We start from the raw sequence: 14,650 nt of genomic DNA on the forward strand, positions 1-14,650 counted from the left end.
GCACCCCGCCGCGCGTCCGGCACGCGCGTCAGGCCCGCCGCGCGTCCTCGGCGATGCCCCGCTTCACCGCGTACCAGCCCAGCAGGCCGCCGATCGGGGCGGCGATCGCGGCGCCGGCCAGGATCGCGGTGACGTTCGCGCCCCGGTGCACGGCGTAGGCCGTGACCGCGGCGCACACCAGGACGGTCACCAGCATCGCCGTCAGCTGCCTGCGGTAGGCGCCGCTCAGGAAGAGCCACCGGCCGGGCGCGGCGGGCGGAGTCCCGATCGCCGCGGCGGGGCCCGCGCTCGCCGCCTTCGGGCGCTTGAAGTACTGGAAGTACAGCCACTGGCCGCAGACTTCCCAGCCCTCCGGTGCGAGGCCCGTCGCGACCACGTCGCGGTCCTTGACCTTCGTCACCTCGCGGCGGTACTCCCAGCGCATGGCGGCCCCCGGCTCGCGACGGCACACGAAGCGGCCGAGACGGTCGATGCGTTCGACCTCCCAGCCCTGGTCCCCGTACACGCCGAGGGCGTCGCGGTCGGCATGGATGTCGGCGGCCCACTTCCAGGTCTCCGCCCCGGCGGCCGGCTCTTCGGCCGGCGCGGCGCCGGTCAGCTGTGCCGCGAACTCCTCGGCCGGACCGAACTCCTCCCGCGCGTCCGCCCCGGTCTCGGCGAGATACCCGCTGAGCTCGGCGATGGTGGCCGCCACCGCCGGCCCCTCCATACCGGCCCGCCGCAGCGCGCCGGCGAGTGCGTCGAAGTAGTCGGTGGTCTCGGTCATGACGTTCCCCCTGTGGTCAGCATGGACGTGACGGCCGTGTGGAAGTCCAGCCACGCCGCCCCCTGTTCGGACAGTGCCCGGTGCCCTTCGTCGGTCAGCCGGTAGTAGCGGCGCCCGGGGCCGCGCTCGGCGGCCCGGAACTCCCCGACGACCAGCCCCGCCTCTTCGAGCCGGTTGAGCACGGGATAGAGCGTCCCGCCCTTGATGTCGCCGAGGCCGGCGGCGGCCAGCGCCTTGGAGATCTCGTAGCCGTAGCTCTCGCCTCCGGTGAGGCAGGAGAGGACGAGGAGGTCAAGGACGCCCTTGAGCCAGCTGGATCTGCGGTCTGCGGCCATGCGTGTATTCCAGCACCACCTAGATAGGAATGCAACCTAGCTGGCGATGTGGACTCCATGCCCCCCGTCTCAGATAGTAGGAAGTCCGAGTAATTGTGGAGACAGACAGCCGGGACTGGCTTAGCTTGGAAGAAGCCGAACGTCTCGCTCGATCCAGCGAATGGCGGTCGTGAGCCCGTGCCCGCGAGCAGGCAACCCCTGCGGCACGCTCCCCGCCCCTTCCGGCACCTCGAAATCATCTTCGTGATCTCCAGGAGTCGATCACCATGCCCGAGACGACCGTCCGCCGCCGCGTCCGTCACACCCCCCGCATCAGCGAGACCGAGCGCAAGAACGCCGCCGCCGCCCTGCAGCGAGCCCTCGACCGCAGGGACAACGGCGGTTCCACCGGTCACTGAGCCGGCCTACTGCCCCCGCTGCCCCCGCTCCACCTCGAAGTAGTCGATGCGCTCGCCATTCTCGGCGAGCGCGGACACCTTCAGCTTCGGTGCCGCGCCGGCCTCCGCCTCCACCGCGAGGAACGAGAAGCCGGTGTACCGGACGCGCGACCATTCGACGACGTCCGGGTCGGGCAGTCGAGCCTTCGTCCAGTGGAACGTCACGATGTGGTCGTGATCATGGACGTGGCCCTCGTAGCTGTCCCTCACTCCGGGCCCGAAGCTGTACAGATCCTTCCCGGCCCCGCCCGCCGTGACGTACACGATGCCGTCGCGCGTCGGGTCGGTGGAGCCGCCCACCGGGACGGGCCTGCCTACCTCGCCGTTCCTGATGGCGTCGGTCCGCTCGTACACATGGTTGTGGCCGTTGATCACCAGATCGACCTGATGTTTCGTGAACAGCGGCAGCCAGGCGTCGCGCACTCCGCCGTCCGAGGCGTGCGTGGACGTCGAGTACATGCAGTGGTGGAAGAAGACCACCACGAAGTCCACCCCGGGCTGCCGGCGCAGCTCGCCCAGCCGCCGGTCGAGGCAGGCGGTCTGCGCGCCGCCGGTGAAGCCCCGGTTGGCCGGGATCTCGTACGACACGTCGTTCGCGTCCAGCGCGACGACGCCCACGTTGCCGTACACGAACGAGTACACGCCCGGCGCCTGCCGCGCGTCCGGGCCGTTCTCCGGGAGCGACCAGCGTGCGGACTGGCCGCCGTAGCCGTTCGGCGAGTACCACGCCTCCATGTCGTGGTTGCCGGTGGTCACCATCCACGGCACCCGCGACGCCACGCTCTCCGTCTGCGCCAGGAACTGGTCCCACACCCGCGCGTCGTACGTGTCCGACTCCCTGCCCAGCCCGCTGCTGTCCGCGTAGCAGATGTCGCCCGCGTGCAGATGGAAGGACGGGTTCTGCCCCAGGATCAACTGGTCGTTGGCGAGGGCGTGGTAGCTGACGCCCTGGTCGCCGAAGGCCGTGAAGACGAACGTCTCCGGGCGCGCGGGCGCGGTGCGGAACGAGCCGACGGTGCCGAGGCGCGAGGCGTCCGCCGGGTCGAAGCCGTCGTGGCCGACGCCGTAGTAGTACGTCGTGCCCGGCCGTAGTCCGTCGAGCGCGACATGCAGGTAGTACTGGTCGACCGCGGGCAGCTTCCGCGACAGCGAGGGCGTGTGCAGCGTCCGCACCTCGGCCTCGATCTTCCGGCTCAGCTCCCAGGGCTTCAGGCCCACCCGTACGTACGGCCGCCGCACCGCCAGCGGTACCTGCCAGGAGATCCGCATCTGGGTCCGCGGGTCGGCGCCGAAGGCGAGATGGCGGCCGAAGGGCGCGACGAGCGAGCCGTCGACGCCGGCGGTCGCGGCGGCCGTCAGCAGGGTGGGCGTCGCGGCGCGGGCGGTCGGTGCGCCGTCGAGCAGCAGGCCGCCGCTCGCTGCCGTGCCGGCCGCGGCGCCGGCCAGCACGCGCCGGCGGGAGAGCTTCGTCCGCAGGTACTCGTGCTGCTCCGGCATGCTCATCCGGCCGGCGAGCTGTTCGGGGATGCCAACGCGTGGGGTATCGGTCATGGCGACCGAACTTGCCAGTAACTTCCAACTCGGCGCCATACGCGGGATGAACGAAATCCAAAAAATCCCAGGGGAATCCCGTGTCCGAATGGCGGACTGCGCATGTCATGCAATGGGACGCGGGAGTAGGGTGCCGACATGTCTCGCAGCCTCAATCTCGCAGTGATCCCCGGTGACGGCATCGGCCAGGAGGTCGTGGCTCAGGGCCTGAAGGTCCTGGCCGCGGTGCTCCCGCAGGATGTGAAGCTGGAGACCAAGGAGTACGACCTCGGCGCCCAGCGCTGGCACCGCACCGGAGAGACCCTCCCGGACGCGGAGCTCGCCGCCCTCAAGCAGCACGACGCGATCCTGCTCGGCGCGATCGGCGACCCGTCGGTCCCGTCCGGTGTCCTCGAGCGCGGGCTGCTGCTGAAGCTGCGCTTCGCCTTCGACCACTTCATCAACCTGCGCCCGTCGAAGCTGTTCCCCAGCACGGCCACCCCGCTGGCCGGCCGCCCCGACATCGACTTCGTCGTCGTCCGCGAGGGCACCGAGGGTCCGTACACGGGCAACGGCGGCTCGCTGCGCACCGGCACGCCCGCCGAGGTCGCCACCGAGGTCAGTGTCAACACCGCGTACGGCGTGGAGCGAGTGGTGCGCGACGCGTACGAACGGGCCAACGCGCGCCCCCGCAAGAAGCTGACGCTCGTCCACAAGAACAACGTGCTCGTGTACGCGGGCCACCTGTGGAAGAGCATCTTCGACCGGGTCGGCCAGGAGTACCCCGAGGTCACCACCGACTACCTGCACGTCGACGCCGCGACGATCTTCTTCGTCACCCAGCCCGAGCGTTTCGACGTCATCGTCACCGACAACCTCTTCGGCGACATCCTCACCGACCTCGCCGCCGCCGTCACCGGTGGCATCGGGCTCGCGGCCTCCGGCAACATCAACCCGACGGGCGCCTTCCCGTCGATGTTCGAGCCCGTCCACGGCTCCGCGCCCGACATCGCGGGCCAGGGCAAGGCCGACCCCACCGCGACCGTGCTGTCCGTCGCGCTCCTGCTGCGCCACGTCGGGTACGAGGCCGAGGCCGCCCGGATCGAGGCCGCGGTCGCCGCGGACCTCGCCGAGCGCCAGGGCTCCCGTACGACCGACGAGATCGGCGACGCGCTCGCGGTACGCGTAGCGAGCTGACCCGCGCGCACTCCCTCAGCCGCCGGGTCATCGAACCCGGCGGCTGTGTTTTGCGGCCGCCGGGTGCCACCATCATCCTCGGGCCGCGGATTCGCCGTTTCTCCCCCCGGACTCCATCCGGGGGCATCCCCCGGCCCCACAGGCGCGATAATCGAACGTGGGCCGCGACATGCGGGAGAAAGCTCGGACGTCCTAGTAGGCGTGAGCGCGGTCCGTCACACACAACCGGTGAAGGACAAAGCACTCATGACGACGCCCACGATCGAGCTCAAGCCCTCCTCGCACCCGCTGTCCGACGCGGAGCGCGAGGCGATCCTGGTCAGCCCCGGATTCGGCCGCCACTTCACCGACCACATGGTCACGGTCAAGTGGACCGAGGGCCGGGGGTGGCACGACGCCCAGCTCGTCCCGTACGCGCCGCTCTCCATCGACCCGGCGAACATGACGCTGCACTACGCGCAGACGATCTTCGAGGGCCTGAAGGCCTACCGCCAGCCCGACGGCACCGTGGCCACCTTCCGGCCCGACGCGAACGCCGAGCGCTTCCAGCGGTCGGCCCGCCGCCTCGCGATGCCCGAGCTTCCCGTGGAGCTCTTCATCGAGGCGTGTGACGCGCTCGTCAACCAGGACAAGGCGTGGGTCCCCAGTTCGGGTGAGGCCTCGCTGTACCTTCGGCCGTTCATGTTCGCGAGCGAGGTCGGGCTCGGCGTGAAGCCGGCCAACGAGTACCTCTTCATCGTGATCGCCTCGCCCGCCGGCGCGTACTTCCCGGGCGGCGTGAAGCCGGTCTCCGTGTGGCTCTCCGAGGAGTACGTCCGCGCGGTCAAGGGCGGTACGGGCGCAGCCAAGACCGGCGGCAACTACGCGGCCTCGCTGGTCGCGCAGGCGCAGGCGGCGGAGCACGGCTGCGACCAGGTGGTGTGGCTGGACGCCGTCGAGCACCGCTGGATCGAGGAGATGGGCGGCATGAACCTGTACTTCGTGTACGGGGACAAGATCGTCACTCCGGAGCTGACGGGCTCCCTCCTCCCCGGCATCACCCGTGACTCTCTCCTGAAGATCGCCAAGGACCTCGGGTACGAGGCGGCCGAGGGCCGGATCTCCACCGAGGACTGGAAGCGCGACAACGAGAACGGCACCCTGACCGAGGTCTTCGCCTGCGGCACCGCCGCGGTCATCACGCCGGTCGGCTCGGTGAAGTCGGCCCGCGCGAACTGGACCCAGGCGGACGGACAGCCCGGCAAGGTCACGATGGAACTCCGCAAGGCGCTGCTCGACCTCCAGACGGGCGCGGCCGAGGACACCCACGGCTGGATGCACAAGCTCGGCTGATCCTGGCCGCATGCATACGTGAGGCCCGCGCCCCGGCCGGGGCGCGGGCCTTCGCGTTGGCTAGACCTCGGCCGCGGCCGGCTGGGCGGGGGCCGTGGCCCCGCGGAGGGTCAGGGCCGCGTACGCCAGGCCGCCGGCCGCGCCCGAGAGGATGAAGCTGCAGTCCACGCCGCCGGTGAGGGCCAGCAGGGGGCCTTCGTACAGCGGGGTCGAGACGGCGGCCAGGCCGACCGCCGCGCCCAGCGTCCAGGACACCGTGGCGCTCGGGTTCCAGCCCGCGCGGAACCAGTAGACGCCGCCCTTCGCGCGGCGGTTGTACACCTGGAGCGCCTCCGCGTCGTACGTGCCGCCGCAGCGGACGTAACCGATCAGCGTGATCACCGCCCACGGCGTGCCGATCGCGGTCAGCAGCAGGACGAACGACGTCATCGCGGACTGTGCGTCCCACAGGAAGTGGCCGAGGAAGACGAACGCCGTCGCGACCACCGCGACGACCAGCGTCGCCCGGGCCCGGGTGGCACGCGGCAGGATCGCGTCCAGGTCCAGGCCCATGGAGTACAGCATCAGGCCCGCGTTGCCGACCGAGCCGGCCGAGGCGGCCAGCACCAGCGGCAGGAGGTACCAGGCGGGGGCGGCGTCGACCAGCGGGCCCGCGTAGTCGGTGGCTGCGCCGGCCGCGAGGGCGGTGAAGGTGCCGAAGAGCTGGGGGATCAGCAGGCCGAGGAACAGGCCGAGGCAGGTGGCGCGCAGCACCGCGCGGGAGCTGTGGCGGTGCGGCGAGATGTAGCGGGTGTAGTCGCCGAGGAGCGTGATGAAGGCGATCGGGCCGCTGAGCCCGGCGGCGACGGCGGACAGCAGCCAGGTCGGCCAGAAACCGCCGAGCAGGTACGGCGTGTCGGCGGGCGGGGCGGTGGTGAAGTCGCCGGAGTAGGCGAGTACGCCGAGGAGCAGCAGGACGGTCATGGCGACGGCGAGCACCCGGCTGAGCCTGAGCAGCAGGCGGTAGCCGTACACCGCGGCGAAGACCGTACACGCGGCCAGCAGCGTGTAGACGGCCACGACGGCGGGCGCGTCGGTGGAGGTGCCGAAGAGGCGGGCGAGCGTGCCGACGATGACGTCGCCGCCGATCCACAGCGTCAGCGCGGTGTACCCGAGCGAGAGCAGCAGGCCGACGACCGACCCGATGAGCCGGCCGCGTACGCCGAACTGCGCGCCGCTGGAGGTGGAGAGGTTGGTGCCGGTACGCAGCGAGACCAGCGCCAGCGGGGCGGTCAGCAGGGTGCCGACGACCGTGCCCGCGACGACCGAGGTCAGGGCGGGCCACAGGCCCAGCCCGAAGGAGACCGGCAGCCAGCCGAAGATGATCACGCCGAGGCACAGGTTCGAGCCCAGCAGGATCGAGACGAGGTCGCGCGGACCGCTGGTCCGCTCCTCGTCGGGGATGGTGTCGACTCCGCGCTGTTCGATCGGCATGCGGGGCTCCCTGCTTCGGCCGGCGTCTGTTTGAGTGACGTTCAATGTGACCTATGGCAAGGTGGCAGGTCAATCTTTCGCTGGCATTAATCAAAAGGTTAGAGTGTTGTTCTAAACACCAGGGAGGTGGAACGGCGTGCGGCTGACCCCTACGGAACGCGACCGGCTTCTGCTGTTCGGAGCCGCGGAACTGGCGCGGGCGCGCCGGGCCCGCGGGCTGAGGCTCAATGTGCCGGAGGCCACTGCGCTGATCGCCGACACCGTCTGCGAGGCGGCCCGCGACGGGCGGCGCCTGGCGGAGGCGATCGAGGCGGCGCGCAATGTCCTCGGCCCCGACGATGTCCTGCCGGGCGTCGCGGACGTCGTCACCGAGGTGCACGTGGAGGCCGTCTTCGACGACGGCTCGCGGCTCGCGGTCGTCTCGGCGCCCATCCGCGGTGGCGGGCTCGGCGAGGACGCGCCCGGCGCGGTGCTGCCCGCCCCCGCGACGCCCGAGCCGCAGCCGGCGGTGCGCCTGACCGTACGGAACACCGCGGCCGTGCCGGTCAGCGTGACCTCGCACTTCCACTTCTTCGAGGCCAATCCGCGCCTCGACTTCGACCGCTCCGCGGCCTACGGCATGCGGCTGAACGTGCCCGCCGGTGCCTCTTTCCGCTTCGACCCGGGCGGCGAGGCCGAGGTCGGCCTGGTGCCGATCGGCGGCGCCCGGATCGCGATCGGTTTCGCGGGCCTGGTGGACGGAGAGCTGGACGCGCCGGGCGCGAAGGAAGAAGCCCTGCGCAGGGCCGTGGCCTGCGGATACCTGGGAGCGAACCGATGAGCAAGCCGAGCAACCACAGCCATCACGCGGAGCACCCCGGCGGGAGCATCGATCCGTACGAGTACGCCGCCGTGCACGGCCCCCGCGCCGGTGACCGGGTCAAGCTCGGCGACTCCGGGCTGACCGTCCGCGTCGAGTCCGACGCCCAGAAGCCCGGTGACGAGTTCCTGGCCGGCTTCGGCAAGACCGCCCGCGACGGACTGCACCTGAAGGCCGCGGCCGTCCGGGACACCTGCGACGTCGTCATCAGCAACGTGCTGGTCATCGACGCCGTACAGGGCATCCGCAAGGTCTCGATCGGCATCCGCGAGGGCCGGATCCACGCCATCGGCCGGGCCGGCAACCCGGACACCCTCGACGGCGTGGACGTCGTGGTCGGCACCGGCACGAGCATCGTCTCCGGCGAGGGCCTGATCGCGACCGCCGGGGCCGTCGACACCCATGTCCACCTGCTGTCGCCGCGGATCATGGAGGCGTCGCTCGCCTCCGGCGTCACCACCATCATCGGCCAGGAGTTCGGCCCGGTCTGGGGCGTCGGCGTCAACTCGCCGTGGGCCCTGCGCCACGCCTTCAACGCCTTCGACGCCTGGCCGGTCAACATCGGCTTCCTGGCGCGCGGTTCGTCCTCGGACGCCGCTCCGCTGGTCGAGGCGCTGGCCGAGGGCGGCGCGTCCGGCTTCAAGGTGCACGAGGACATGGGCGCGCACACCCGCGCCCTGGACACCGCGCTGCGGGTCGCCGAGGAGCACGACGTCCAGGTCGCGCTGCACAGCGACGGCCTGAACGAGTGCCTCTCCGTCGAGGACACCCTCAGGGTCCTGGAGGGCCGCACGATCCACGCCTTCCACATCGAGGGCTGCGGCGGCGGGCACGTCCCCAACGTCCTGAAGATGGCCGGCGTCCCGAACGTCATCGGCTCCTCCACCAACCCCACCCTGCCCTTCGGCCGGGACGCGGTCGCCGAGCACTACGGCATGATCGTCTCGGTCCACGACCTCAAGCCCGACCTGCCCGGTGACGCCGCCATGGCCCGCGACCGGATCCGGGCCGGCACGATGGGCGCCGAGGACGTCCTGCACGACCTGGGCGCGATCGGCATCACGTCCTCCGACGCGCAGGGCATGGGGCGCGCGGGCGAGACCGTACGCCGGACCTTCGCCATGGCCGGGAAGATGAAGGCCGAGCTGGGCCCGATGGAGGGCGACGGGCCGGCCGACGACAACGGGCGTGTGCTGCGCTACATGGCCAAGCTCACCATCAACCCGGCGATCGCCCACGGCCTCGCGCACGAGATCGGCTCCATCGAGGTGGGCAAGCTCGCCGACATCGTGCTGTGGCGGCCGCAGTTCTTCGGCGCCAAGCCGCAGCTCGTACTGAAGTCGGGCTTCCCTGCGTACGGCGTGACCGGCGACCCCAACGCGGCCACCGACACCTGCGAACCGCTGGTCCTGGGACCGCAGTTCGGCTCGTACGGCGCGACCGCCGCGGACATCTCCGTCGCGTTCGTCTCGGCCGCGGCCGCCGCCCTCGAATCCGACCTGATGCCCACGCGCAGGCGGCGCGTGGCCGTACGCGGCACCCGCGGCATCGGCCCGGCCGACCTCGTACTCAACTCCCGGCTCGGGGCGGTGGGCGTGGACGGGCGCAGCGGACTGGTCACCCTCGACGGTGATCCGGTCCGCTCCGAACCGGCCGACTCCGTCTCCCTCAACCGCCTCTACTTCCTGTGACCGTTGCTGTGACCGCGAAGGACGAATCCATGACCACTCCCGCCGCCGACGGCTTCCGTATGCCCCCCGAGTGGGCTCCGCACGAGCGCACCTGGATGGCCTGGCCCGGCCCCAACCCGACCTTCACCAACGACGAGGAACTCGCCGAGGCCCGCAGCGCCTGGGCGGCCGTCGCCCGAGCCGTGCGGCGCTTCGAGCCGGTCACCGTCGTCGTCGGCCCCGGCCAGAGCGAGGGCGCCCGCGAGCTCCTCGGCCCGGACATCGAGCTGGTCGAGCGGGAGCTCGACGACGCGTGGATGCGGGACATCGGCCCGACCTTCGTCACCGATGGAAACGGCCGGCTGGCCGCCGTCGACTGGACGTTCAACGGCTGGGGCGCCCAGGAGTGGGCCCGCTGGGAGCACGACTCCAAGATCGCCCGGTACGTCTCCGACCTGGCCGGCACCCGTACGTACAGCACGCCCCTGGTCAACGAGGGTGGCGCCATCCACACCGACGGCGAGGGCACGGTCCTTCTGACGGACACCGTCCAGCTCGGCGCGGGCCGCAACCCGGAGTGGACGCGCGAGCAGGTCGAGGCCGAGATCCACGCCCACCTGGGTACCGAGAAGGCGATCTGGCTGCCGCACGGTCTGTCCGGCGACTACGGGATGTACGGCACCCAGGGGCACGTCGACATCGTCGCGGCGTTCGCCAGGCCCGGCGTCGTGGTCGTGCACAGCCAGCAGGACCCGGCCCACCCCGACTACGAGCGGTCCAAGGAGTACGCGGCCCTGCTGCGCACCGCGACCGACGCCAAGGGCCGCCTGCTGGAGGTCGTGGAGGTACCCGCCCCGACCGTCCTCCAGGACGAGGACGGCCACTGGGTCGACTACTCCTACATCAACCACTACCTGTGCAACGGCGGCGTGGTGCTCTGCGCCTTCGACGACCTTCGGGACGAGATCGCCGCCGGTATATTCCGACGTCTGTTCCCCGAGCGGACCGTGACGCTGGTTGACGCCCGTACGATCTTTGCCGGGGGTGGCGGCATCCACTGCATCACCCAGCAGCAGCCGAAGGTGTGACCACGGATGTGACCGAAGGAGCAGACATGACGGCGGGTCCGGCCCGCGCGCGGAGGAACGCGCCGCCGCGCGAGGAACTGCTGGCCGCCGCCATGGCCACCATCGCCGAACGCGGCCTGGACGGGCTCACCATGGCCGGTCTGGGCCGCGCGGTGGGGATGAGCAGTGGCCACCTGCTCTACTACTTCCACTCCAAGGACGAGCTGCTCCTGCAGACCCTGGAGTGGAGCGAGGCCCAGCTCGGCGCGGAGCGGCGGGCCCTGCTGTCCCGGCCGGGCACGGTCCGCGAGCGGCTCGATGCGTATGTCGATCTCTACGTGCCCGACGGCCACCGCGATCCGCACTGGACGCTCTGGCTGGAGGTCTGGAACCGCTCGCAGAACGCCGACGCCGACGGGCGCGCCCGCCAGGCCGCGATCGAGGGTGCCTGGCACCGCGACCTGGTGGCGCTGCTCGCCGAAGGCGTCTCGCGCCGGGAGATCCGCGGCGTGGACGCCGAGCGTTTCGCGGCACGGATGCGGGCACTGCTCGACGGCTTCAGCATCCATGTGGCGATCGGCCTGCCGGGTCTGGACCGCGACGAGATCCTCGCGCACGTCCGCGAGTTCCTCGACGACTCGCTGGGGCCTGTCCACCCGTGACCGCATGGTGAGACCGCGCCCCGCCCGCCGCAGGCGATGTGGCAGACTGCCCGCGTGCTTGCGTTCGCCATGATTATGGGAAGCAGCGCGCCGGTCCGCAGTGACCGCTGAACCGTGGAAGACCCCCGCGGCAGCGGACATCGTGCCCCAGACCCGCGCGCAGACCTCTCGCACCCGCGAGAGGTTTTTTCGTTTTCCGGACCTCATCCCGGCCGGAGGCGGCAAGCGCGCGATGATGGGGGCAAGTGGTGCCAGCTATTGACGGAGCCACTCATCCGACAGGAGTCAGATCAGCATGACGACGACAGAGGCCACCGCGACCGACGACGGGTTCCATGTCTTCGACACCACGCTGCGCGACGGCGCCCAGCGTGAGGGCATCAACCTGACCGTCGCGGACAAGCTGACGATCGCACGGCACCTGGACGACTTCGGCGTGGGCTTCATCGAGGGCGGCTGGCCCGGCGCCAACCCGCGCGACACCGAGTTCTTCGCCCGCGCGCAGGCCGAGATCGACTTCAAGCACGCCCAGCTCGTCGCCTTCGGCGCCACCCGCCGCGCCGGTGGCAACGCCGCCGAGGACCCCCAGGTCCGAGCACTCCTGGAGTCCGGCGCTCCGGTGATCACGCTGGTCGCCAAGTCCCACGACCGCCACGTCGAACTCGCGCTCCGTACCACCCTCGACGAGAACCTGGAGATGGTCCGCGACACCGTCGCGTACCTGTGCGAGCAGGGGCGCCGGGTCTTCGTCGACTGCGAGCACTTCTTCGACGGCTACCGCGCCAACCCCGAGTACGCCAAGGCCGTCGTCCGCACCGCTTCCGAGGCCGGCGCCGACGTCGTCATCCTCTGCGACACCAACGGCGGGATGCTGCCCGCCCAGGTGCAGGCCGTCGTCGCCACCGTCCTCGCCGACACCGGCGCCCGGCTGGGCATCCACGCCCAGGACGACACCGGCTGCGCCGTCGCCAACACCCTCGCCGCCGTGGACGCGGGCGCGACCCATGTGCAGTGCACGGCCAACGGATACGGCGAGCGGGTCGGCAACGCGAACCTCTTCCCCGTCGTCGCCGCGCTGGAGATCAAGTACGGCAAGCGGGTGCTGCCCGAGGGCGCGCTCGCCGAGATGACCCGCATCTCGCACGCCATCGCCGAGGTCGTCAACCTCACGCCCTCGACCCACCAGCCGTACGTGGGCGTCTCCGCCTTCGCCCACAAGGCGGGCCTGCACGCCTCCGCGATCAAGGTCGACCCCGACCTCTACCAGCACATCGACCCCGAGCGTGTCGGCAACACCATGCGGATGCTCGTCTCCGACATGGCCGGCCGCGCCTCCATCGAACTCAAGGGCAAGGAACTCGGCGTCGACCTCGGCGACGACCGCGAGCTGGTCGGCCGGGTCGTCGAGCGGGTCAAGGAGCGCGAGCTCAAGGGCTACACGTACGAGGCGGCCGACGCCTCCTTCGAGCTGCTGCTGCGCGAGGAGGCCGAGGGCCGGGCCCGCCGCTACTTCCGTACCGAGTCCTGGCGCGCGATCACCGAGGACCGGCCCGACGGTTCGCACGCCAACGAGGCCACGGTGAAGCTGTGGGCCAAGGGCGAGCGCATCGTTGCCACCGCTGAGGGAAACGGCCCGGTCAACGCACTGGACCGGGCGCTGCGCGTCGGCCTGGAGCCGTTCTATCCGCAGCTGGCCAAGTTCGAGCTGGTCGACTACAAGGTCCGCATCCTGGAGGGCAAGCACGGAACCCAGTCCACGACCCGGGTCCTGATCGCCACGAGCGACGGCCGGGTCGAGTGGTCGACGGTCGGTGTCGCGGACAACGTCATCGCGGCGTCGTGGCAGGCGCTGGAGGACGCGTACACGTACGGCCTGCTCCGGGCCGGAGTCGAGCCCGCGGAGTAATTACCCCGGCCACTCTGTTTCGTCATATCTGTTCCGTAATACCGGCCATGTCCGAAAAGGAATCCTTTCCGGTAGCGTCGAAGTATGAAGAGCAGGGTGTTTTCCGCACTGTCCGGTCTGCTGCTTGCGTTCTCGGCGGCCGCCCTCGTGGCGGCGCCGGGCGCGCAGGCCGCCACCGGTCCCGAGACAGTGGCCGAGGCCCTCAAGGACGGTCCGGTCTACGTCGACCCGCGCGCCTCGGGGCAGTTGTCCCAGGCCGGCGCCGATGCCCTGGCGAAGAAGATCGAGCGGGCGGACAAGCCGGTCTTTGTCGCCGTACTGCCCGAGAGCGCCGAATTCCCGGCAGGCAGCGTGCTGAACACCCTGCGCACCGAGACCGGCATCACCGGGGTGTACGCCGTGCGGCTCGGCGACGGCTTCAACGCCGGGGCCGACCCCGTCGCGATGTCCGGCCGGGCCGTCGACAACGTCACCGACGCCGTGAAGGCGACCGGCCCGGTCGACGCCGAGACCCAGCTGAACAACTTCGTCGACCAGGTGCTGCCGCAGACCCGCGGCTCCGCACCCGCCTCGTGGGACACCGCCTCGCAGGACGGCGCCTCGCCCACCGCGCTGATCACCGCTGGCGTGATCGTGGCGGCGGGCGGCGCGGGCGCGTACACCCTCGTCCGCCGCAACCGGGCGAAGAAGGCCGAGCAGGAGCGTGCGGCCCTCGAAAAGCTGCGGGTGGTGGTCGACGAGGACATCACCGCCTTCGGTGAGGAGCTCGACCGGCTCGACTTCCACCCCGGCGAGCCCGGCGCCGACGACACGATGCGCGGGGACTACGAGCACTCCCTCGACTCGTACGAGAAGGCGAAGTCCCTGATGGCGTCGGCCCAGCGCCCCGACGACGTACGGGGCGTGACCGAAGCGCTGGAGGACGGCCGCTTCTCGCTGGCCGTCCTCGCGGCCCGCCGCGAGAACGCTCCCCTCCCCGAGCGCCGGGCCCCCTGCTTCTTCGACCCGCGGCACGGCCCGTCGGCGGAGGACGCGACGTGGGCCCCGGACGGTGGTACGGCCCGGACGGTCCCGGTCTGTGCGGCGGACGCGGTCCGGCTGCGGGAGGGCCACGACCCGATGACCCGGACGGTCGAGACGGCTGACGGCCGCCGCCCGTACTGGGAGGCGGGCCCGGTGTACGGCCCCTGGGCCGGCGGCTATTTCGGCGGCGGCATCCTGCCGGGTCTGCTGGTGGGCACGATGCTGGGGTCGATGATGGCGAGCCCGGCGTACGCGGCCGACCACGGCGGCTACGAGGGCGGCGACTACTCCGGCGGCGACTTCAACTCGTCGGACTTCGGCGGCGGCGGCTTCGGTGGCGGTGGCGGGTTCGACGGGGGCGGCGGCTTCTAGGGTTCCAGGGTCGGCGGCCTG

13 protein-coding genes are annotated in these 14,650 nt (G+C 71.2%); 9 read left to right on the plus strand and 4 right to left on the minus strand.

All coding sequences use genetic code 11. From position 1 onward, the window contains the following. Positions 1–28: 28 nt before the first annotated feature. Both ACWV17_RS08940 and ACWV17_RS08945 read right to left on the minus strand, forming a co-directional pair. Positions 29–766, minus strand: coding sequence for a hypothetical protein (locus ACWV17_RS08940; RefSeq protein ID WP_455359231.1), 738 nt, complete (start codon positions 764–766; stop codon positions 29–31). Further along, positions 763–1,101 (minus strand): PadR family transcriptional regulator, encoded by a 339-nt coding sequence (locus ACWV17_RS08945; RefSeq protein ID WP_455356726.1) that lies wholly within the window; start codon positions 1,099–1,101, stop codon positions 763–765. The genes ACWV17_RS08940 and ACWV17_RS08945 overlap by 4 nt, the downstream gene beginning before the upstream one ends. 266 nt (positions 1,102–1,367) lie before the next feature. Between ACWV17_RS08945 and ACWV17_RS08950 the strand changes: the two genes are divergently transcribed. Beyond that, complete coding sequence (locus tag ACWV17_RS08950; protein ID WP_455356727.1) at positions 1,368–1,499, plus strand: hypothetical protein; 132 nt, start codon at positions 1,368–1,370, stop codon at positions 1,497–1,499. Between the two features lie 6 nt (positions 1,500–1,505). Here the strand turns inward: ACWV17_RS08950 and ACWV17_RS08955 are convergent, their stop codons facing one another. After that, positions 1,506–3,089 (minus strand): purple acid phosphatase family protein, encoded by a 1,584-nt coding sequence (locus tag ACWV17_RS08955; RefSeq protein ID WP_455359232.1) that lies wholly within the window; start codon positions 3,087–3,089, stop codon positions 1,506–1,508. Positions 3,090–3,227: 138 nt separating this feature from the next. On the opposite strand from ACWV17_RS08955, the gene ACWV17_RS08960 reads away from it, so the two are divergent. Together ACWV17_RS08960 and ACWV17_RS08965 are read left to right on the plus strand one after the other, a co-directional pair. Beyond that, on the plus strand, positions 3,228–4,265 hold the full coding sequence (locus ACWV17_RS08960) for a 3-isopropylmalate dehydrogenase (RefSeq protein WP_455359233.1): 1,038 nt from the start codon (positions 3,228–3,230) through the stop codon (positions 4,263–4,265). Between the two features lie 246 nt (positions 4,266–4,511). After that, the gene (locus ACWV17_RS08965) at positions 4,512–5,597 is read left to right on the plus strand and encodes a branched-chain amino acid aminotransferase (protein ID WP_455356730.1); all 1,086 of its coding nucleotides are present in this window, start codon (positions 4,512–4,514) and stop codon (positions 5,595–5,597) included. Positions 5,598–5,657: 60 nt separating this feature from the next. Here ACWV17_RS08965 and ACWV17_RS08970 read toward each other — a convergent pair whose 3' ends face one another. Further along, positions 5,658–7,070, minus strand: coding sequence for a cytosine permease (locus ACWV17_RS08970; protein WP_455359234.1), 1,413 nt, complete (start codon positions 7,068–7,070; stop codon positions 5,658–5,660). A gap of 136 nt (positions 7,071–7,206) precedes the next feature. On the opposite strand from ACWV17_RS08970, the gene ureA reads away from it, so the two are divergent. From ureA to ACWV17_RS09000, 6 genes are all read left to right on the plus strand, one after another. Then, complete coding sequence (gene ureA, locus ACWV17_RS08975; RefSeq protein ID WP_455359235.1) at positions 7,207–7,890, plus strand: urease subunit gamma; 684 nt, start codon at positions 7,207–7,209, stop codon at positions 7,888–7,890. After that, the gene (locus tag ACWV17_RS08980; protein WP_455359236.1) at positions 7,887–9,620 is read left to right on the plus strand and encodes an urease subunit alpha; all 1,734 of its coding nucleotides are present in this window, start codon (positions 7,887–7,889) and stop codon (positions 9,618–9,620) included. Before ureA ends, ACWV17_RS08980 begins: the two co-directional genes overlap by 4 nt. 29 nt (positions 9,621–9,649) lie before the next feature. After that, positions 9,650–10,687 carry an agmatine deiminase family protein gene (locus ACWV17_RS08985; protein ID WP_455359237.1) on the plus strand — a complete coding sequence of 346 codons (1,038 nt, stop codon included), beginning with the start codon at positions 9,650–9,652 and terminating at the stop codon, positions 10,685–10,687. A gap of 26 nt (positions 10,688–10,713) precedes the next feature. Next, positions 10,714–11,328 (plus strand): TetR/AcrR family transcriptional regulator, encoded by a 615-nt coding sequence (locus ACWV17_RS08990; protein WP_455356735.1) that lies wholly within the window; start codon positions 10,714–10,716, stop codon positions 11,326–11,328. Positions 11,329–11,623: 295 nt separating this feature from the next. Further along, a complete protein-coding gene (gene cimA, locus ACWV17_RS08995; protein WP_455356736.1) occupies positions 11,624–13,234 on the plus strand; it encodes a citramalate synthase in 1,611 nt (536 codons plus the stop codon). Between the two features lie 84 nt (positions 13,235–13,318). Further along, positions 13,319–14,629, plus strand: coding sequence for a hypothetical protein (locus tag ACWV17_RS09000; RefSeq protein WP_455359238.1), 1,311 nt, complete (start codon positions 13,319–13,321; stop codon positions 14,627–14,629). Positions 14,630–14,650 lie beyond the last annotated feature (21 nt).

Source organism: Streptomyces mabaensis (genome assembly GCF_053763515.1).